This is a genomic window from Priestia sp. JV24 (genome assembly GCF_025910025.1).
Lineage (GTDB): Bacteria > Bacillota > Bacilli > Bacillales > Bacillaceae_H > Priestia > Priestia megaterium.
Genome location: NZ_JAPCIN010000023.1, coordinates 152,774 through 172,439 on the forward strand (window position 1 = coordinate 152,774; position 19,666 = coordinate 172,439).

General features: G+C 40.4%; 19 protein-coding genes. 1 reads left to right on the forward strand and 18 read right to left on the reverse strand.

Going from position 1 to position 19,666, the window contains the following annotated elements:
- Window position 1: 1 nt before the first annotated feature.
- From OK414_RS22030 to OK414_RS22100, 15 genes are all read right to left on the reverse strand, one after another.
- A complete protein-coding gene (locus OK414_RS22030) occupies window positions 2-334 on the reverse strand; it encodes a putative DNA-binding protein (RefSeq protein ID WP_025750337.1) in 333 nt (110 codons plus the stop codon).
- A gap of 273 nt (window positions 335-607) precedes the next feature.
- The gene (ftsY, locus tag OK414_RS22035; RefSeq protein WP_013058902.1) at window positions 608-1,606 is read right to left on the reverse strand and encodes a signal recognition particle-docking protein FtsY; all 999 of its coding nucleotides are present in this window, start codon (window positions 1,604-1,606) and stop codon (window positions 608-610) included.
- Window positions 1,607-1,631: 25 nt separating this feature from the next.
- Window positions 1,632-5,192 (reverse strand): chromosome segregation protein SMC, encoded by a 3,561-nt coding sequence (gene smc / locus OK414_RS22040; protein ID WP_034649190.1) that lies wholly within the window; start codon window positions 5,190-5,192, stop codon window positions 1,632-1,634.
- 77 nt (window positions 5,193-5,269) lie between these two features.
- A complete protein-coding gene (rnc, locus tag OK414_RS22045) occupies window positions 5,270-6,016 on the reverse strand; it encodes a ribonuclease III (protein ID WP_013058904.1) in 747 nt (248 codons plus the stop codon).
- A gap of 180 nt (window positions 6,017-6,196) precedes the next feature.
- Entirely contained in the window at window positions 6,197-6,430 is a 234-nt protein-coding gene (gene acpP, locus OK414_RS22050) for an acyl carrier protein (protein ID WP_013058905.1), read from the reverse strand.
- Window positions 6,431-6,568: 138 nt separating this feature from the next.
- Entirely contained in the window at window positions 6,569-7,309 is a 741-nt protein-coding gene (fabG, locus tag OK414_RS22055; protein WP_013058906.1) for a 3-oxoacyl-[acyl-carrier-protein] reductase, read from the reverse strand.
- 1 nt (window position 7,310) lies between these two features.
- Complete coding sequence (gene fabD, locus OK414_RS22060) at window positions 7,311-8,255, reverse strand: ACP S-malonyltransferase (protein ID WP_034649189.1); 945 nt, start codon at window positions 8,253-8,255, stop codon at window positions 7,311-7,313.
- 3 nt (window positions 8,256-8,258) lie between these two features.
- Window positions 8,259-9,263: a phosphate acyltransferase PlsX gene (gene plsX, locus OK414_RS22065; RefSeq protein ID WP_016765417.1), complete on the reverse strand. Its 1,005-nt coding sequence runs from the start codon at window positions 9,261-9,263 to the stop codon at window positions 8,259-8,261.
- 20 nt (window positions 9,264-9,283) lie between these two features.
- A complete protein-coding gene (gene fapR, locus OK414_RS22070) occupies window positions 9,284-9,847 on the reverse strand; it encodes a transcription factor FapR (protein ID WP_013084815.1) in 564 nt (187 codons plus the stop codon).
- 501 nt (window positions 9,848-10,348) lie between these two features.
- Window positions 10,349-12,397, reverse strand: a complete 2,049-nt coding sequence (gene recG, locus OK414_RS22075) for an ATP-dependent DNA helicase RecG (protein WP_263045058.1) — start codon at window positions 12,395-12,397, stop codon at window positions 10,349-10,351.
- Window positions 12,390-13,277, reverse strand: a complete 888-nt coding sequence (gene sdaAA, locus OK414_RS22080; protein ID WP_075419498.1) for an L-serine ammonia-lyase, iron-sulfur-dependent, subunit alpha — start codon at window positions 13,275-13,277, stop codon at window positions 12,390-12,392. Before sdaAA ends, recG begins: the two co-directional genes overlap by 8 nt.
- Window positions 13,278-13,377: 100 nt before the next feature.
- Window positions 13,378-14,040 carry an L-serine ammonia-lyase, iron-sulfur-dependent subunit beta gene (gene sdaAB, locus OK414_RS22085; RefSeq protein WP_013058911.1) on the reverse strand — a complete coding sequence of 221 codons (663 nt, stop codon included), beginning with the start codon at window positions 14,038-14,040 and terminating at the stop codon, window positions 13,378-13,380.
- Between the two features lie 212 nt (window positions 14,041-14,252).
- Complete coding sequence (locus tag OK414_RS22090) at window positions 14,253-15,281, reverse strand: PTS sugar transporter subunit IIC (RefSeq protein ID WP_016765419.1); 1,029 nt, start codon at window positions 15,279-15,281, stop codon at window positions 14,253-14,255.
- 196 nt (window positions 15,282-15,477) lie between these two features.
- Window positions 15,478-17,145, reverse strand: coding sequence for a DAK2 domain-containing protein (locus OK414_RS22095; protein ID WP_263045059.1), 1,668 nt, complete (start codon window positions 17,143-17,145; stop codon window positions 15,478-15,480).
- Between the two features lie 16 nt (window positions 17,146-17,161).
- A complete protein-coding gene (locus OK414_RS22100) occupies window positions 17,162-17,524 on the reverse strand; it encodes an Asp23/Gls24 family envelope stress response protein (RefSeq protein ID WP_013058913.1) in 363 nt (120 codons plus the stop codon).
- 314 nt (window positions 17,525-17,838) lie between these two features.
- Between OK414_RS22100 and rpmB the strand changes: the two genes are divergently transcribed.
- A complete protein-coding gene (rpmB, locus tag OK414_RS22105) occupies window positions 17,839-18,027 on the forward strand; it encodes a 50S ribosomal protein L28 (protein ID WP_013058914.1) in 189 nt (62 codons plus the stop codon).
- A 57-nt stretch (window positions 18,028-18,084) separates the two neighbouring features.
- Here rpmB and spoVM read toward each other — a convergent pair whose 3' ends face one another.
- From spoVM to rpe, 3 genes are all read right to left on the reverse strand, one after another.
- Complete coding sequence (spoVM, locus tag OK414_RS22110) at window positions 18,085-18,165, reverse strand: stage V sporulation protein SpoVM (RefSeq protein WP_016765421.1); 81 nt, start codon at window positions 18,163-18,165, stop codon at window positions 18,085-18,087.
- Between the two features lie 79 nt (window positions 18,166-18,244).
- A complete protein-coding gene (locus OK414_RS22115; RefSeq protein WP_016765422.1) occupies window positions 18,245-18,892 on the reverse strand; it encodes a thiamine diphosphokinase in 648 nt (215 codons plus the stop codon).
- Window positions 18,893-19,008: 116 nt separating this feature from the next.
- Complete coding sequence (gene rpe, locus OK414_RS22120) at window positions 19,009-19,665, reverse strand: ribulose-phosphate 3-epimerase (RefSeq protein WP_013084822.1); 657 nt, start codon at window positions 19,663-19,665, stop codon at window positions 19,009-19,011.
- Window position 19,666 lies beyond the last annotated feature (1 nt).

The window sequence follows — 19,666 nt, forward strand, 5'->3', positions numbered from 1 at the left end:
CCTAATCTAATTTCTCGAGCGAATCAAGAAGAGAAGAAAGCTTACTATTCTTGTGTAAGTCGGCTGCAAGTTCGTCTTTCAGTTGTTGAACAATTGATTGACGCTCTTGAAACCGTTGAAATAACAATAGCTTTTCCTCATATTGTTCAAGCATTTGCTCTGTACGTTTTATATTATCATAAACTGCTTGACGACTCACATCAAATTCTTCCGCTATTTCACCGAGGGAATAATCATCCAAGTAATAAAGTGACATATAACTTCTTTGTTTGGGCGTCAACAGCGCCTGATAGAAGTCAAATAAGTAATTCATTCTTGTTGTTTTTTCGAGCATATGCACGCTCTTTTCAACCATCTGACCGCCCCCTTGTTAAGTGAAAAGCCTTTACATGTTATTAGTTTAACTAGGCGAGGTTTGAATGTCAAGTTTTTTCCTTAACACCTCACATTTTTCCACTTAAAAGAGATGGAAACATAACTAAATTACTTCAATTTAAAGACGAATAAATATGAAACCTGCGTCCCCCCTACTAATAAAAAAATCCGAACGATTAATCGTTCGGATCTCCCTTCAACTAAGATACTTATATCCCAGCCTCTTTTTAGATTACGCCTCTTTTTCTGTTTCTTCTTCTACAGCATTGGCAAATAACCCATAGATATATTGCTCCGTGTCAAACGGCTGAAGGTCGTCCACTTTTTCTCCAAGGCCAACGAATTTAACAGGAAGCTTCAGTTCGTTTCGAATGGCAAGAACAATTCCGCCTTTAGCCGTACCATCTAGTTTTGTTAACACAATTCCCGTCACGTTCGTTGCTTCTGAGAATGTTTTAGCCTGACTTAAAGCGTTTTGACCCGTCGTCGCATCAAGTACAAGAAGTACCTCATGAGGAGCACCAGGAATTTCTCGCTCAATAACACGCTTTACTTTCTCTAATTCTTTCATTAAATTTACTTTATTTTGAAGGCGCCCTGCTGTATCACATAATAAAACATCTGCTTTTCGAGCCTTAGCTGACTGAACAGCGTCATACATGACAGCGGCAGGGTCAGAGCCTGCAGATTGCTTAATAACATCCACACCAACGCGTTCTCCCCATACTTCTAACTGCTCAATCGCACCGGCACGGAACGTATCTCCTGCTGCCATTACGACTTTTTTGCCTTCTTGTTTGAATTTATGCGCAATCTTCCCAATGGTTGTTGTTTTTCCAACACCGTTTACTCCTACAAACAAAATCACCGTTAAATCATTTTGCTGCATATTCAGTTCACCAATCTGCTCTTCACCAGATTCATAAATATCAATTAATTTCTCAGAGATGACTGCCTGTACATCTTGAGGATCCTTAATATTACGGCGTTTCACTTCCGATTTTAAGTCATCAATTAAATCCAACACGGTAGCCACACCAACATCAGCACTGATTAAAATTTCTTCTAATTCCTCAAAAAACTCTTCGTCTACTTGACGATAGCGAGACACTAGATCATTCACGCGTTCTGAAAAAGAATTGCGCGTTTTTGATAAGCCATCTTTAAATTTTTGGGTAACAGAATCGGTTTGCATTGTAATTTTTTCTTTTAGTTTCTTAAAAAAGCTCATTCGTACCACCCTTTCATTCTATGAGTTAAACATATTGCTTTGATTCTTCTAAACGAACAGAGACTAATTTCGATACGCCAGATTCTTGCATCGTCACACCGTACAGTACATCAGCTTCTTCCATTGTACCTTTTCGGTGAGTAATAACAATGAACTGTGTTTGAGTACTAAATTTGCGTAAATACGTAGCAAAGCGATGAACGTTTGCTTCATCAAGCGCCGCTTCCACTTCATCTAGCACACAAAACGGCACCGGACGTACTTTCAAAATAGAAAACAGGAGGGCAATGGCTGTTAACGAACGCTCGCCGCCTGACAGCAACCCTAGATTCTGCAGTTTTTTCCCAGGAGGCTGGGCAACAATTTCCACACCTGTATTTAATAAATCTTTCGGATCTGTTAATTTCAAATCCGCTTTTCCTCCTCCGAATAGGGAAGAGAACACTGTACCAAATTCATTGCGGATACGAGTGAACGTATCAGAAAAACGTTTTTTCATTTCCTCGTCCATTTCTTCAATCACTTGATACAGGGTATTTTTCGCTTCGTCAAGGTCCGCTCGCTGCGTATTTAAAAATTCATAGCGCTCTGAAACGCGTTCGTATTGTTCAATAGAACCTAAGTTTACGGTTCCTAATTCATCAATTGCCAGCTTAATGAGCTTGATTTTTTTCCTCGCTTCTTGAATATCTAATGTTAAAGGATAATTTTCTTTTGCTGCTTCAAAGCTAATTTCGTACTCTTCTGTCAGCTGCTGCAGACGGCTGTCTAGCTCTACATCAATTCGATTGATTTTGACTTCTTCATCTTTTAAAGCATCCGCAATTTGTTTGTACTGACGCTGCAGCTCTTTTACAATCCTCTCTTCGTCTTCAAGTTTATTCTGGGCTTTCAACCGCTCTGATCTGGAGTCATCCATTAATTTTAACGTTTCTGTCTTTTCTTTTATTCGCTCATGCGCTGCTTCTTCGAGCTGAAGTTCACCCGAGTCGTTGCTCGTGATTTCACTCGTTAAAAGAGAAAGATCATCTGTAGTTTCAGATAAACGCTGAATGGTTTGATCAAGCTCAAAACACACTCTTTCATATTTTTCTTGCTGATTTGTGAGGAACTGTTCTTTTTTCGCCAGAAGCACTTTTACTTCTGTAAGCTCATGTTGAACCGTTTCTTTAGACGTTTGCTGTGTATGCTTGCGTGCAGCTAACTCTTCAATGTTTTTCTCTAATACATTTGCCTGCTGCTGATTTCCTTGCAAACTTGTATGCAGCTCATCAATTCGAGCGGACAAGCTCGTTTGATCTTGTCTAAAGCTAGCAATATCATGATCGTACATGGTTAAGCGGTCATTCACTGCTTTCTCTTCGATGTCAATTTGCTTTACTTCTCGGTCAGATTCCTGCTCTTTATCTTTCAAGCGTTCCACAAATGCCTGCTGTTTATTAATTTCCTGCTGAAGCTCCTCAATCTGTGACTTTTTATCTTTCACATCTTGCTCGAGCACAAGTGTCTTTTGTTCCATCTCTTCTATTTTTGCCGTAATGGCTTCCACTTCACGCTGACGGCCTAACAAAGAGTTAGACTTTTGCTTCATTGAACCGCCTGTCATCGAACCACCGGGGTTGACGACATCTCCTTTAACGGTCACAAAACGATAGCGGTGCTGCACAAGACGGGCAAGTTCATTTGCACCTTTTAAATCATTGACTACAATAACGGTTCCAAGCAAATTTTTAATAACTCGGTCGTAGGTAGCTTCGTACTTAACAAGAGATGAAGCGATTCCTACATACGCTTCATGGCTTTCTAGCATAGAAATAGTTTGAGCGGGAACATAACGGTCTTTTACAGACGTCAGCGGTAAAAATGTAGCTCTCCCGTAACCATTTTGTTTCAAAAAGCCAATTGCCTGACGTGCACTTTGTTCGTCTTGAACGACAATATGCTGAGCTGCTCCTCCAAGGGCAATTTCAAGCGCTGTTTCATACTCTTTTGGGACATTAATTAGCTCAGCAATCGCGCCTTTGATACCTGCAAGCTTCTCATCACGCGCTTTTAATACTTCTTTTACACCGTGAAAATAACCTTCATAGTCTTCTTGCATCTCTTCAAGCATTTCTTTTCGTGATTTTGTCTGCTGCACGTACTGATAAGCTTGATAAAGCGTAGACTCTTGTTTGCGATAGGCTTGCCTTAATGACTCAAGCTGCTCTCCTTGCTGCTTATACACTTGTACAGCTTGCTGAAGCTCTTGACGAAACTGAGCAAGCCTTTTGATCGCCGCTTCTTTTCGCTGCGTTAATTCACGGCGCTGTTCTACGTATTGCTCGTTGGATTTTGTTAAACGCTGCTCTTTTTCAAACGTTTGCATTTTTTGCTGCTCTAAAAATGAAATTTCATTTCGGGCGGATGTTTGAGCGTTCGCTAATTCAAAATACTCGCTTTTCATCTGTTCAAGTTTTTCTTCTAGATTCTCGCTGTACTGCCTGAACAGCTGTTCCTGCTCAGTAAGCTTCAGGCGTATCTCTTGTACTTCTTTTTGAGATTGCTCAAGATCTTTTCCTTCGCTGTCTTTTGCTTTACTTAGCTCTTGATGCTTATGAGTATACTCTTTTACTAAACGTTCCAGCTGCTCTTTATTTTGAAAGGCATTTTTCTTACGCTCTTTTAATACTTCTTTTTTGCCTTCTAGCTTTTCTACTTCTTCACTTACATATAGTAGTTTTTTATGTAAAGAGTCTAGTTGTTCATCTATTTGCTGAATGTGCAAACGAAGGGTCTGGATTTCTCCTTCACGCGTGCGAATATTCGTCGCGAGAGATTCTTCAAGCTGCTCGTGCTGAGCCATTTCAGCTTTTAGTTTTTCCCATTTCTGATGAAGATCTTCAACTTCAAATACCGTAACAGCCACATCAATGTGCTCTAATTCTTCTTTTTTCTGCAAATAATCTTTTGCAATAGACGATTGAATCTGTAAAGGCTCTAACTGGCCTTCAATTTCATGAAGAATATCTACCACTCGATTTAAATTTTCTTGCGTTTCGAGAAGTCGAAGCTCCGCTTTTCGTTTACGCGTTTTGTATTTTAATACACCTGCAGCTTCTTCAAAGATTTTACGGCGCTCGTCAGATTTACTGCTTAGTACTTCTTCTACTTTTCCTTGACTGATAATCGAAAAAGCTTCTCTCCCAAGTCCTGAATCCATAAATAAATCGACAATATCTTTCAAGCGGCACGGCTGGTTGTTAATAAAAAATTCACTGTCTCCTGAGCGGTACACGCGCCTTGTAATACTAACTTCATGGTAGTCAAGCGGGAGAAACTGGTCATCATTTTCCAACGTCAGCGTTACGTCAGCCACGTTTACCGCACGGCGTGATTCGCTTCCCGCAAAAATAATGTCCTCCATTTTCCCTCCACGAAGCGATTTGGCTGACTGTTCTCCAAGCACCCAGCGTATGGCATCCGTAATGTTGCTTTTTCCGCTTCCATTCGGTCCTACTACCGCCGTTACACCTGGAACAAAATCTATCGATACTTTTTCTGCAAACGATTTGAACCCTGCAATATCTAATCGTTTGAGGAACATAGAAATCCCCCCTCACACTTGTAATCTTTTCATAGCAAATCCCCCTTTATAACGAATACGTTAAGAGGGGGATCATTTTATTTCGTTTGACTCGCTCTAATTTTCGTAATAGCTACTTGAGCTGCTTTTTGCTCTGCTTCTTTTTTCGAACGGCCTACACCAACGCCGAGCTCTTCACCATTTAACGATACGCGAGATAAGAATTCGCGATTATGGGCTGGACCTTTTTCTTGCAAAACTTTGTATTCTAACTGTCCAACTCCATCACGCTGAATCACTTCTTGAAGCTGGCTTTTGAAATCCATCACATGAGAAAAAGCACCTTCATTAATTTTTGGAAAGACAACTTTTTTTAGAATCGTTACTACCGTATCAAGCCCTTGGTCTAAATAAAGAGCTCCGATAAATGCTTCAAACACATCGGCCAGTAAAGCCGGTCTAGATCGGCCGCCTGTCATCTCTTCACCTTTTCCAAGTAACACTAGTTTACCAAAATCCATTTCATTTGCAAAAGTAACAAGCGACGGTTCGCACACAACTGCTGCACGAAGCTTTGTTAACTCACCTTCACTCATCGTTGGATATTTTTTAAATAAAAATTGTGATACGGTTAGCTCTAATACGGCATCTCCTAAAAACTCAAGACGCTCGTTGTCTTCATACGGTCTTCTGCGATGCTCATTCACATAGGATGAATGTGTAAATGCTTGAAAAAGAAGCGCTTCATTTGTAAACTGAATACCAATTTCCTTTTGAAACTCTGCAAAATTTTGCTTGAATTTCACGTTCATCTTTCGATCTCGATTTGAATATTGTTTAGGCATAAAATACCTCCGCTTACCTGCTTCAATTGTTTCGTAGTTTTTTCCTAACATCTCTCATTATAAAACGAGGTATCCTAAAAGATACACTACCTTTTCAAAAAAAGAGGTCTTTTTTTGAAATTCTTAAAAAGAAGAGAAAGCCCCGCTGTTTAACGGGGCTTTTCATACATATACTACAGATTAAATTTGGCTCTGTATGTAATTAACTGCATCTCCTACAGTTGAAATTTTTTCAGCTTCTTCGTCAGAAATTTCGATATCAAATTCCTCTTCAAGCTCCATTACAAATTCAACTACGTCTAGAGAGTCAGCACCTAAGTCTTCTTTGAAACTAGATTCTAGTTTCACTTCACTTTTGTCTACACCAAGACGATCAACAATGATTGTTGTTACGCGTTCTAGTACCTCTGCCATTGTTCTTCACCTCCCCTCAAGTCATTATAGATGATTTCCATCTAAAATACTATGGTTGAATAATAAAGTTTATCGGTCGCCTAGTAAACGTCCCTTTGTACTTTATCACCAAATTACACTTTTCGTAAAGTGCATTTTTTACATCACCATTCCACCGTCAACGTGAATCGTTTGACCCGTAATATAACGGCTTGCATCTGATGCTAAAAACGCAACTGCGTTCGCAACATCCTCAGGCTGGCCGAAGCTTGCAAGAGGGATTTGCTTTAACATTTCCGCCTGCACTTCTTCATTCAATTTATCCGTCATGTCTGTTGCAATGAAACCAGGAGCAACTGCATTCACTGTAATATTGCGGCTTGCTAATTCTTTGGCAGTTGTTTTTGTTAAACCAATTACGCCTGATTTTGCTGCTACATAATTTGCTTGTCCAGCATTACCGCTGACGCCGACAATTGATGAAATATTAATGATACGTCCTGCGCGCTGCTTCATCATTTGACGAGTAACCGCTTTTGTACACAAAAATACGCCTTTTAAGTTTGTATTAATAACATCATCCCATTCGTCTTCTTTCATACGCATAAGAAGATTATCACGTGTGATTCCCGCGTTGTTCACTAAAATATCTACTGAACCAAATGTAGAAATCGCTTCTTTTATCATTGCTTGTACAGAATCACTTTCTGCCACATTTGCTTGTACAGCAATTGCATCCGTTCCTAATCCTTTAATTTCATCCACAACTTCAAGAGCTTTCGCTTCGCTGCCAGAATAGTTTACAACTACTTTAGCACCAAGCTTTCCCAGCTCAATTGCAACGGCACGACCAATTCCGCGAGAAGCGCCTGTTACAACCGCAACTTTCCCTTGTAACATGTTATTCTCCCCCTTTTAGTGCGTCAATCGTTGATTTTAATGATGTAAGATCATTAACAGCATACACAGCCGCACGGCGATTTACTTTTTTCACAAGACCTGATAATACTTTTCCTGGTCCAATTTCAACAAATGTATCTACACCTTCTGCAAGAAGTGTTTCAACTGTTTCTTCCCATCTCACTGGAGAATACAGTTGTTCCACTAGCTTGTTTTGAATATCTTGACTGTCAGTAACCGGCTTTGCTGTTACGTTTGCTATAACTGGAACCTTCGCATCGCTAAAACCCACTGTTTCTAGCGTATCACGTAGTTTTTCAGCAGCTGGCTTCATTAAACTAGAGTGGAACGGACCGCTTACCACTAGAGGAATCACGCGTTTTGCCCCTTTTTCTTTGGCAAGAGCTCCAGCTTTTTCTACGCCATTTACCGTACCTGAAATAACAATTTGACCCGGACAGTTAATATTTGCAAGCTGAACAGCGTCGCCTTCGCTTGTAATTTGAGCGGTAACGGCTTCTAAATCTTCCGCTGACATGCCAAGCACTGCTGCCATTGTACCTTGACCTGCTGGTACAGCTTCGTCCATATAGCGACCTCTTTTGTGAACAGCAACCACGGCATCTTTAAACGATAAAACCTCAGCAGCCACAAGCGCACTGTATTCTCCTAGACTGTGACCCGCAACAAAATCGGGTGTAATTCCGCTCGTTTTAAATGCTTCAAGCAGCATTGTACTCGTTGCTAAAAGAGCAGGTTGAGCGTGATAAGTTAAAGTCAATTCTTCTTGAGGCCCTTCAAAAATAATGTTTGAAAGATTGAATCCTAAAGCTTCGTCAGCCATATGAATCAGCTTTTTCGCTTCTTCTGTTCCATCATATAAATCTTTTCCCATACCAACAGTTTGTGACCCTTGGCCTGGAAAGATAAAAGCAATTTTCCCCATTTCTTATCTCTCCTTTTCTTCATTAGCAGTTTGTTCGATTGCTTTTTGAATAGTGGAAGACACATTGTTTTCCACCATATTCACAGCTTGCTTAATCGCGCTAAATACTGCATTCGCATCCGACGAACCGTGCGCTTTGATAACAGGCGCATGCAATCCAAACAGCCCTGCGCCTCCATATTCACTGTAATCCATTTTCGCTTTTAACCCCTGCAGCTGAGGCTTTAGCACTGCTGCAGCTAACTTGCTTTTTAACGTGCTCATTAATTCTTGTTTAATCATAGAAAACAAGGAAAGCGCCGTTCCTTCAATGCTCTTAAGAGTCATATTCCCTGTAAAACCATCTGTTACAACCACATCCGCTACGCCGTTTAGCAAATCACGGGATTCCACGTTGCCCACAAAATTAAGATCAGCATTTTTTAGTAGCTGAAAGGCTTGCTTTGTTAAATCGTTTCCTTTTTTATCCTCAGTTCCAATGTTCAGCAGTCCCACTCTAGGAGCTTGAATGCCGCGTACTTTTTCGGCATACACAGACCCCATCACAGCGTACTGGAGCAAATGTTCAGGCTTGGCATCAACGTTTGCACCAACGTCTAGCATTAAAAACCCTTTTCCATCTAGTGTCGGAAGCGTCGGAGCAAGTGCTGGACGTTCAATACCTTTGATGCGACCTACAATAAAAAGTCCCGCTGTCATTAACGCCCCTGTATTTCCTGCTGAAATACAAGCGTCAGCACGACCTTCGGCTACTTCATTTGCCATTAATACCATAGATGCTTGTTTTTTGCGGCGCACAGCTCGCACTGGCTCATCAGTTGCATCAATGGTTTCTTCTGTATGAATAATCGAAATACGATCTGAATTTGTTAAATATTTTTTTATTTCTGTTTCGTTTCCAATTAACGTAATATGTAATTCTTTAAATTGAGCAGTAGCTTTTTCTACACCTTCAATAATGGCTTTCGGTGCATGATCTCCGCCCATTGCATCAATAGCTAGTTTCATGTTGCGTCTCATCCTTTTTATTATTTATCCTTTGTAGAACGATACATTTTAAAAGTGCCAGAGAACACTTGCTCTTGCCCTACATAGCTGTTTACCTCAACGGTGGTTCGCACTTCACTAGTTGACAGAACTTTCGCTTTTGCTATCACTCGTTCATGAAGCTTAACAGGGCGATGATAACGGATCGACGCATCTGCTGTGAGCGCTAGTTCATTGTTAATAACAGCGACAGCTAACGAATTAGCTTGCGCAAAAAGGTGGTGACCACGAGCGATTTGATTACGCTGAAACACATGCTCTGTTTTCACATCAAAAATAGATATCGCTGATTGATCTAGTTCAATGTCGATAACTTCTCCAATTACTTCTTCAATCGGAAGCGAACGCACTTCCTCGTCTAGTTGTTTTGAAGCTACATGCTTAATACGTTCTCGCAGTTCAGGAATCGACAACTCTAGGCGGTCTAATCGAATTGTTTGAACGCTCACTGAAAAACGGTCTGCTAGTTCTTCATCCGTAATAAATGGGTTTTCTTCAATTGTCGTTTTTAATAGATGCTGTCTTTCTTTTTTACTGCGCTTCATTGTCCACCATCCGAACTTTTAATACTAGGTACTAATAGCAGTATATAATCATTGCCTTCTAATTGCAACATTTTTCACATGCTGTATTCTGTTCATTGACGTCGTATTAATGGCCACCAGCCGCTAACTCTTTCACACTAAGCCGCTTTTTATCTTTATAGACGAAAAGAGATTGAGACATAACTAGATCACTTCAATCTAAAGATGAACAAATGGGATAAAGGCGCTCGTATAGATTGCTTGTTACACCGCTGCTGATTTCCGTGCAAGACTTCGCTTTCCGCGGCCGGCCCGTGATCCTCCTTGTTCCTTACGCTTCTGCGGGGTCTCATCTATTCCGCTTTCCCCGCAGGAGTGCCTTGCCCTTCACTTAACAGTTAGAAGCACCTACATACCCATCACATACATGAAATCTACGTTCATCATCACAATGAAAAAAATCCGAACGATTGATCGTTCGGATTTTCCTTCAACTAAACTACTTTGTTTCAGTCTCTTTTACTAATCAAATTTTTCTCCAGTCAATACGCCCGTTGCTTCTAATTGTATTCTCAGCAGTGCAAACTGATCTTCTGTCCAAAAGCTGTCGGAATTTACAAGCTTAGCAGCATCTTCTCGAGCTACTTCAAGCGCACGGTAATCGTGCACCATATCGGCTACTTTAAACTCAGGCATCCCGCTTTGTTTTCTACCAAAGAAATCACCAGGCCCACGAAGCTCTAAGTCTCTTTCTGATAATACAAATCCATCGTTTGTTTCCGTCATAATGGTCATTCGTTCTTTTCCAACTTCTGATTTCGGATCTGCGAGCAGAATACAATACGACTGTGCATCTCCTCGCCCTACGCGTCCTCTTAGCTGATGAAGCTGAGATAACCCAAAGCGCTCTGCATCATAAATGACCATCACGGTTGCATTCGGAACGTTCACTCCTACTTCTACAACCGTTGTTGATACTAAAATCTGCACGTCATTTACGCTAAACTGTTTCATCACTTCTTCTTTTTCATCAGCTGACAACCTTCCGTGCATGAGACCAACGCTTGCTTTTCCATTAAAATAGTGAGCGAGTGTTGCATGCACATCAATTGCATTTTGAACATCCAGCTTGTCCGATTCTTCAATCAACGGACAAATAACGTAAGCTTGTCTGCCGTCATGTATTTCTTTTTCAACGAAATGTAAAATACGTTCAAGCATATCATGTTTTACCCAGTATGTTTCAATTGCCTTACGTCCTGCTGGCATTTCATCGATAATGGACACATCCATTTCTCCAAATACCGTAATAGCAAGGGTTCTTGGAATAGGAGTCGCCGTCATAAACAGTACATCCGGACTCTCACCTTTTTCACGTAAAACCCGGCGCTGCCCAACTCCAAAGCGGTGCTGTTCATCCGTAATGACGAGCCCTAAACTACTATATATAACTTCGTCTTGAATTAAGGCATGTGTACCTACTAATACATGAACATCTCCGTTTTTCACTCGCTGAAGCAGCTCTCTTCTTGCTTTTCCTTTAACAGACCCTGTTAGCAAGCCTACGCTGATGCCTACCTTTTCAAGCATCGCAGTCAATGACTCAGCATGCTGTTCAGCTAAAATTTCAGTCGGTACCATTAAAGCACCTTGATGCCCTGCTAAAACAGTGGCGTATAAAGCAACCGCTGCTACGACTGTTTTACCTGACCCTACATCACCTTGCAGCAAGCGATTCATGCGATAAGGCGATTTCATATCGTGCGTAATTTCGTTTACTACACGTTTTTGAGCGTTTGTTAACGGAAACGGCAGCAGGTTCGTGAAGTTTACCAGCTCAGTTGAATCAAATGCTTGCTTCATTCCAGGCGTTTCTTCTCTTTCGCGCTTTCTAAGCGCCTGCATTTTTAATTGAAAAAGTAGAAATTCTTCATAGACAAATCGACGTCTTGCTTGTTTTAAATCTTCATGATCACGAGGTAAGTGAATACTTCTAACCGCTTCTTCACGCGTTACTAGTTTGTATCTAGAACGAATAGAGGCCGGGAGCATATCCTGAATGCTACTGCCATAATTCTTCAACGCAAGAGAGACGAACTTCCGCATTCCTTTGACCGTTAAGTTGCCTTTAACCGAGTAAACAGGCTCAATCGTTTGATTTTTAACAAACGGAGAAAATTGAAGCTCCTGCAAGTTAAGCGTTTGCCGGTGCTGATCCCATTTCCCCGTAACCGTAACAGTTTGATCGATTTCTAACTTTGATTTATAGTATGGGCGATTAAAACAAGTAACCGTAATCAAATAGCGGTTTACTAGCAGCCGAAACGTAAGGCGCGAACGCTTTTTTCCGTAATACGTAAGCGAGGGGACGCTGTGAACCTTTCCTTCTACGGTGACCTTTTCGTCGTGCTTTGCTTCAGCCAAATCTTTTAACTCATAATCTTCATAGCGGTATGGGAAATGTTCTAACAAGTCATGCACACTATGAATATGCATATCCTCTAATGCTTGTGCTGTTTCCTCTCCAATACCTTTAATGGTTTTAATTGAAATAGTTGTTAGTTCATTCACTTTTATTTAATGCAATACCAAAGATCTTCGCTTCAAGCTCGCGACCTGTTGGTGTTGCCGCTAAGCCTCCTTGTGCAGTTTCTCGTAATGCAACCGGCATTGTTTGACCAATTTTATACATAGCATCAATGACTTCATCACATGGAATACGACTTGTAATGCCTGCTAAGGCCATATCTGCTGCAATCATTGCATTCGCCGCTCCCATTGCGTTTCGTTTCACACATGGAACTTCTACTAGCCCCGCTACTGGGTCACATACTAATCCTAGCATATTTTTGAGAGTAATTGCCATTGCTTCAGCTGCCTGACTCGGTGTACCTCCTGCCATTTCAACAATCGCTGCCGCTGCCATACCTGAAGCTGAACCAACTTCTGCTTGACATCCACCTGCTGCTCCTGAAATAGACGCATTATTGGCTACAACAAACCCAAAAGCACCTGATGTAAATAGAAATTCAATCATTTCTTTACGAGTTGGGTTTAGCTTATGTTGCACTGCAAACAGCGTTCCTGGCACTACTCCAGCAGATCCAGCAGTAGGTGTTGCACAGATTGTCCCCATTGCCGCATTTACTTCGTTTGTCGCTACAGCTTTGCTGACTGCATCTAAAATTAAATTTCCAGATAAAGATTTTCCACTTTGAATATAGTTTTGAAGCAGCACTGCATCTCCGCCTGTTAAACCTGTAACAGACTGTACCCCTTTTAAACCGCGTTCAACCGCTTCTTCCATAACCGTTAAGTTCCGGTCCATTTTTCCCATGATTTCTTCACGAGTAACTCCCGTGATATCTATTTCCTGTTGAATCATAATCTCTGCAATTTTTACATTTTGACTTTCTGCTAATTCTACTAGTTCTGCTACGTTTCGAAACATATAGTAACCTCCGCTATCATTCTGTCTTATTTTCACTTTAGAATCATCTATAATCACTCGGCTCCAGTTATTCTCTCAAGCCGGTCCTATTCGCTCTATCCTACTCAACCATTCTTGTTACTTGAATAATGTGAGGCAATGTTTTTAACTCTTCAATTACATCATCTTCAATATTCGTATCCATTTCAATTGCCATGAGCGCTACTTCTCCGCGCTCTTTGCGAGATACTTCCATATGTCCGATATTAATTGAGTGTTTCATCAAAATATTCGTAACGGTCGCAATGGCACCAAATCGGTCATTATGCACAACGAGAATAGCTGGATTCATGCCTGATAAATTTAATTCAAATCCGTTCAGCTCCGTAATTTGAATTTTTCCTCCACCAATTGAAATTCCAACAACTTCAATTTCCTTTAATCCGTCGCTCATTTTGATGCGAGCAGTATTCGGGTGATCTGTGATTGCCGCTTCCTCAACAAATGTGACGTCCATTCCTTCTTTTTTAGCTAAGTCCAAAGATTGCGGAATACGCTGGTCGAACGTATCAAAATCTAAAATACCGCCAATCAGCGCTACGTCTGTTCCGTGCCCTTTATACGTTTGAGCAAAAGAACCGTACAGTGAAACCACAACTTTTGTGGGCTGCTTGCCAAAAAGCGTTCGTGCAACGCGTCCAATACGCGCTGCACCAGCTGTATGTGAGCTAGATGGTCCAATCATTACCGGACCAATAATATCAAAGACAGATTTATATTTCATAAGGATTTTCCCCCTGCTATTTAGACATTGTTATTACTTATATGTTACTTGAGCTTTTGACTTTTTGGAAGCTTTGTTTCACGCTCTTAAAAAATTTAAAAATTCTCATTTTTATTAGGGACTCACGTACAAAAAAAGCGGTGTATTTATCCATAAAAATAAGATAAGCACACCGCTTTTTTTACTATATTATGCAGGAAAAGATGAATTACTTAAGCTGCTTCTTGCTCGGAAGCTACATCGTCTACTGTTTTAATTTTAAAGTTTTTAAAAACAACTGAACCTATAAACCCAGCTAATGCTCCCGCTAGTGCGCAAAGTACTGCACAAATTGTGACCTTCATAGGGTCATTAAACCCAAACATCACTGCAAGTCCTGCGATTGGCGTTGCCGTGCCTGCAGCATCATTTACCAATCCGAACAGAGCCACAACCACACCGGCTAGTGCACCTCCAACAAAGTTTGTAATGTAGATAGGAATCGGATTTGCTGAAATAATATTCGCTTGTGTTAAAGGTTCAACTGCAACTGAAATGGTTGTACGACGATCCCCAATTTTTAATCGATCAAACAGCACATAGTTCATGAAAGAAGAACCAAACACAGCAAGAGCTCCAATCGCCATAGGCAATCCCGTTAACCCTAGCATAGCCGTTAAAGCCATTGAGCTAAGCGGAGCCGTTGCTACTACTGTGATAACTCCGCCTAAAATAATTCCCATTAAAATAGGGCTAGCACTTGTTGTGTCTTTGATAATTCCTCCAATATTTAAAAGCGTCGCATCTACAATAGGTGAGAATGCATTACCAATTAATCTTGTTAAAGGTGCTGCAATTAAGATGTTCCCTAATAAGTCTAGACCAGCAGGTGCCTTTTTCTCAATAAATTTCACTACAAATGCCATGAGGTATCCCGCAAAAAATCCAGGGAGCAAGCCTAGCCCTGAACACACCACCCCCATCATAAGAGCATATACAGGAGATACGCCTAACGCCAAAGCAACTAATGCTGCCGCCGCAACTCCTCCCATTCCTCCTGCAGCCTTTCCAACTTCACCCAGGAATGAAATACCTAGTAAATCTCCTCCTACATATGACTGAAAGGCCTCTACGAGAAACGCAGCTACCGCTCCGCTTGCCAGCGCCCCCATTGCTTTCATGCCATAAGGTGCCTTGTTGCTAAACAACCAAAATAAAAATAAAACTAATAATAATAAACCTGTTCCTTTTAAAATATCCACTGTTGTCTCTCCTCTCATGCTGTTTTCTTTCACATTTGACTTAATCAGTTTTCAAAACTACCATATAAACGGGTTCTTTTCAACTAATATACCTAATATACCGAACAATTACAACAATTAATAATAAAATAGTTCGTATTCAACTTAAAAAACATCAAAAAAGAAGCGCCCCTCGGGAGGGATGCTTCTTTTTTGGCTATTCAATTGCAAAAATGTAAGAATATAAAGGTTGATCTCCTTTATGAAGCTCTACCTCAACTTCTTCAAACGTTTCTTCTACAAAAGATGTTAGCGCTTCAGCTTCATCGTCTGAGACATCCTCTCCTTGAAGAATTGTAAGGATTTCCGCTTCGTCATCAATCATATAAGTCAATAGCTTTTTTGCTGCTTCTAATTTCTCTGAATCTTTTACAACGATTTTCTTTTCGGCAATACCCATAAAATCGCCTTTAGCTAATTCAAGACCATCAATATTTGTATCGCGAACTGCATACGTTACTTGTCCTGTTTTCACGTGCTGTAGAGCTTCAGTCATTACTTCCTCGTTTTCTTTTAAGCTTTGCTGAGGATTAAATGATAGCAGCGCTGTCATTCCTTGAGGAACCGTTTTAGACGGGACAACCGAAACGTGACTGCCGGCAACAGCAGCCGCTTGGTTAGCAGCCATCACAATATTTCCGTTATTAGGTAAAATCAGTACCTGTTCAGCATTTGTTTCTTCAATCGCTTTGACAATATCCTCCGTACTTGGATTCATTGTTTGTCCGCCTTCAATAACAACCGTTGCCCCAAGGCTCTTGAACAATTCAGCAATTCCTTTTCCCATTGACACAGTAACAATGCCAAAGGGCTGTTTTTCAGCATTTTTTACTGCAGGCTTTTCTTCACCTGAAACAATGCTGCTATGCTGTTCTCTCATGTTTTCAATCTTCATTTTAATTAAACTTCCATACTGTTGCCCGTAGTTTAACACTTCTCCAGGATGCTCAGCGTGAATATGAACTTTCACGATTTCATCATCAGATACTACAAGCAATGAGTCGCCCCATTTGCTTAAGTCTTGACGAAACGTTTCTTCAGAAAATGTTTTAGCTGCAGGCTTATCCTCTTCCAGCCTTACCATAAATTCTGTACAATAGCCAAATTCAATATCTTCTGTATTCATATAGCTTTGTGCATGCTTATGATGCTCAGCATTTACGAGTTCATTCATCGAAGGAGCTGACATGGGTACACCCGGAAGTTTTTCACCTTTTAATTCAGCTAAAAACCCTTCATAAATTAAAACAAGCCCTTGACCTCCGCTATCCACTACGCCTACTTCTTTTAACACGGGTAAAAGATCTGGCGTGCGATTTAACGAAGCATTAGCTTCCTTAAGTACTTCTTCCATGAACAGAATCATATCAGGTTGCTTTTTAGCAATAGCCGTTGCTTTTTTAGCAGTATCCTTAGCTACTGTTAAAATGGTTCCTTCGATTGGTTTCATAACAGCTTTATAAGCAGTTTCTACCCCAAGCTCAAGAGCTTCAGCAAACTCAACTGTTGTAATCGCTGACTTTTGCTCAACCGATTTCGCAAAACCGCGGAATAATTGAGATAAAATAACTCCTGAATTACCGCGCGCCCCCATCAATAAGCCCTTAGACAAAGCTTGACTCACTTGGCCGATGTGATCAGATAGTTTATTTTTTACTTCTTTAGCACCAGACGTAATCGATAAGTTCATATTTGTTCCAGTATCACCATCTGGTACAGGAAAAACGTTCAGCGCATCTACATAATCTGCATTGTTAGATAGATGCTGGGCTCCTTGAAGCACCATTTCTCTAAACCGCTTTCCGTCCAACGTTGTCATTGACACGAATCTTCCTCCTTAATTAAACGTTCGTTACACGAACACCCTGCACATAAATATTTACTGAATCAACCGTTAAACCAACCGTTTGTTCCAGTGTGTATTTTACTTTTGTTTGCACATTATGAGCAATTTCAGAAATTTTTGTTCCATAGCTTACGATAATGTACATGTCGATATGTACGTCATCCTCTTCTTGTCTTACCACAATACCTCGTGTAAAGTTTTCTTTGCGAAGAATTTCTGTAAGACCATCTTTAAGCTGATTTTTTGAAGCCATTCCCACAATCCCGTAACAATCAACAGCTGCTCCTCCAGCAATTGTTGCAATTACATCTGTAGAGATATCAATTTGACCATACTTCGTTTTCATTTCGATGGACATACTCGTTCCCCTTTCTACTTTCATAGGTTATAAATATTCTACTATAATCAATCTCGTTTTAAAAGAGGCGTCCAGCTTGTCCCTTTTAAAGATGACAGTATTAGGTATCAACTTATCTTAAAATGAGTAATAGCCCAAGTTATACCTATTTCTACTCTCTATATTATTGAACATAGATTCATTTTATATGTCAAGGAAAATTTCTTGAAAGCTTTTCTCCAGAACTATTGCATTCTCTGTAAGGCTGTGATAAATTAATATAGTATTTCTCAAAACAGAATTGAGTAGTTTTTTTGGTGTTAGGAGGGAAAATCATGGCACGCAAATGTGTAGTAACTGGTAGAAAAGCTCGTTCAGGTAACGCACGTTCTCACGCAATGAACGCTACTAAGCGTAAATGGGGTGCTAACGTTCAAAAAGTACGTATCTTAGTGAACGGTAAACCAAAACGTGTGTACGTTTCAGCTAGAGCCCTTAAGTCTGGTAAAGTTCAACGCGTTTAATCTTTATAATGAAAAAGCACCATATTTTATGGTGCTTCTTTTATTATTCCAGCGTTGTTAATCTTTTTTGAACGAATTAAGCATGACCTTTACGATGCCACCTAAAAACTTTGGAAGTTTGATTGTATAGAATTTCATACTGTCCCTCCTAACCGTCTCCACACTTTATCTCCTTTTAAAGAAAGCCCTATGTCCTGCTCTCATTTTCCATACTTCATCACAAGCAACGTTTATCATTGCTTCTTACCATCATTAATATGCCTTTTGTAAATGAAAAAGTACCTCTTTGTTGAATAAGTTCATTGCTAATACATAAAGTTGAGCCGAGTTCTACTTCATGCTTATTGAGCGGATATTTGAAACCTTCTAGCGTAAGCTCTTTTACACCGCCTGCAAAAGGAACGAATGAAATATAGTGAAACTCCTTTAAACGATCAACATGATAAGTGCCTGGTTCAAACAATTGAATGATATTTTGATTGTCAATCATTTGTACATTCGCTTTCTCTTTTAACCCTTTGTACAGGAGCTGAATGCTTCCAAACATGTGGTCAAGCCTTCCACCTGTTGCTCCAAAGATACAAATACTTTCCGGTTTTTGCCCTATTGCCCACTCAAAAGCAAGTTCCAAATCCGTTGCATCTTTTTCTGCAGGATACAATTCAACATCTTGTAATGCTTCTCTCACTAGCTTAAGCTGTGCATTTGTAATGGAATCAAAATCTCCAAATGCTTTTACGGGCAAAATGTCTTGCTGAAGAAGAAGGAATACGCCGCGGTCTACTCCTACCCACTTTACATCGTTTGACTGGTGCAGGGGCGGCATATGTTCATCCGGTCCCCCTGCTAGAATATGAATTTTCATTATGTATATGCTCCTTTTCTATTAAAAAATGAACGAAATAAATATGTTTTCTTTATCCTAAAAGAAAAAGCTGCTGTGTACAAGTTCTACTCGTTGTACACAGCAGCTTTTATTACTTACGCTTGAACAGTTGTGCGAATTTGACTAATTGCGCCAGCTCGGTCTTCTTGGTTATAAATAGCTGAGCCAGCCACTAAGACATTTGCTCCTGCTTCCACACATTTTCTTGCTGTTTCTTCATTAATTCCTCCATCAACCTCTACTTCAATAGAAAGGTGACGAATTTCAATAAGCTGAGAGATTTGCTCAATTTTCGGCAGTACATTTGGAATGAAGTTTTGCCCTCCAAAGCCTGGGTTCACCGTCATTAATAAAATAAGATCGATATCTTCTAAGATATGCTTTACCACGTCAATTGGCGTTGCAGGATTTAAAGCAACGCCTGCTTTCATGCCGTGTTCTTTGATTAATTGAATGGTGCGGTGCAAATGAGTACACGCTTCAGCATGTACCGTTAAAATATCAGCACCTGCCTTTGCAAACATTGGAACGTATTGATCTGGGTTTTCAATCATTAAATGCACATCTAATGGCAGTGTTGTGACAGGGCGTACAGCCTCAACGATAAGCGGTCCAATTGTAATATTAGGAACAAAATGGCCATCCATAACGTCGATATGGATGTAGTCTGCTCCACCTGCTTCAACTTCACGAATTTCTTCAGCAAGCTTTGAAAAATTGGCAGATAAAATGGAAGGTGCGATTTTTGTCATT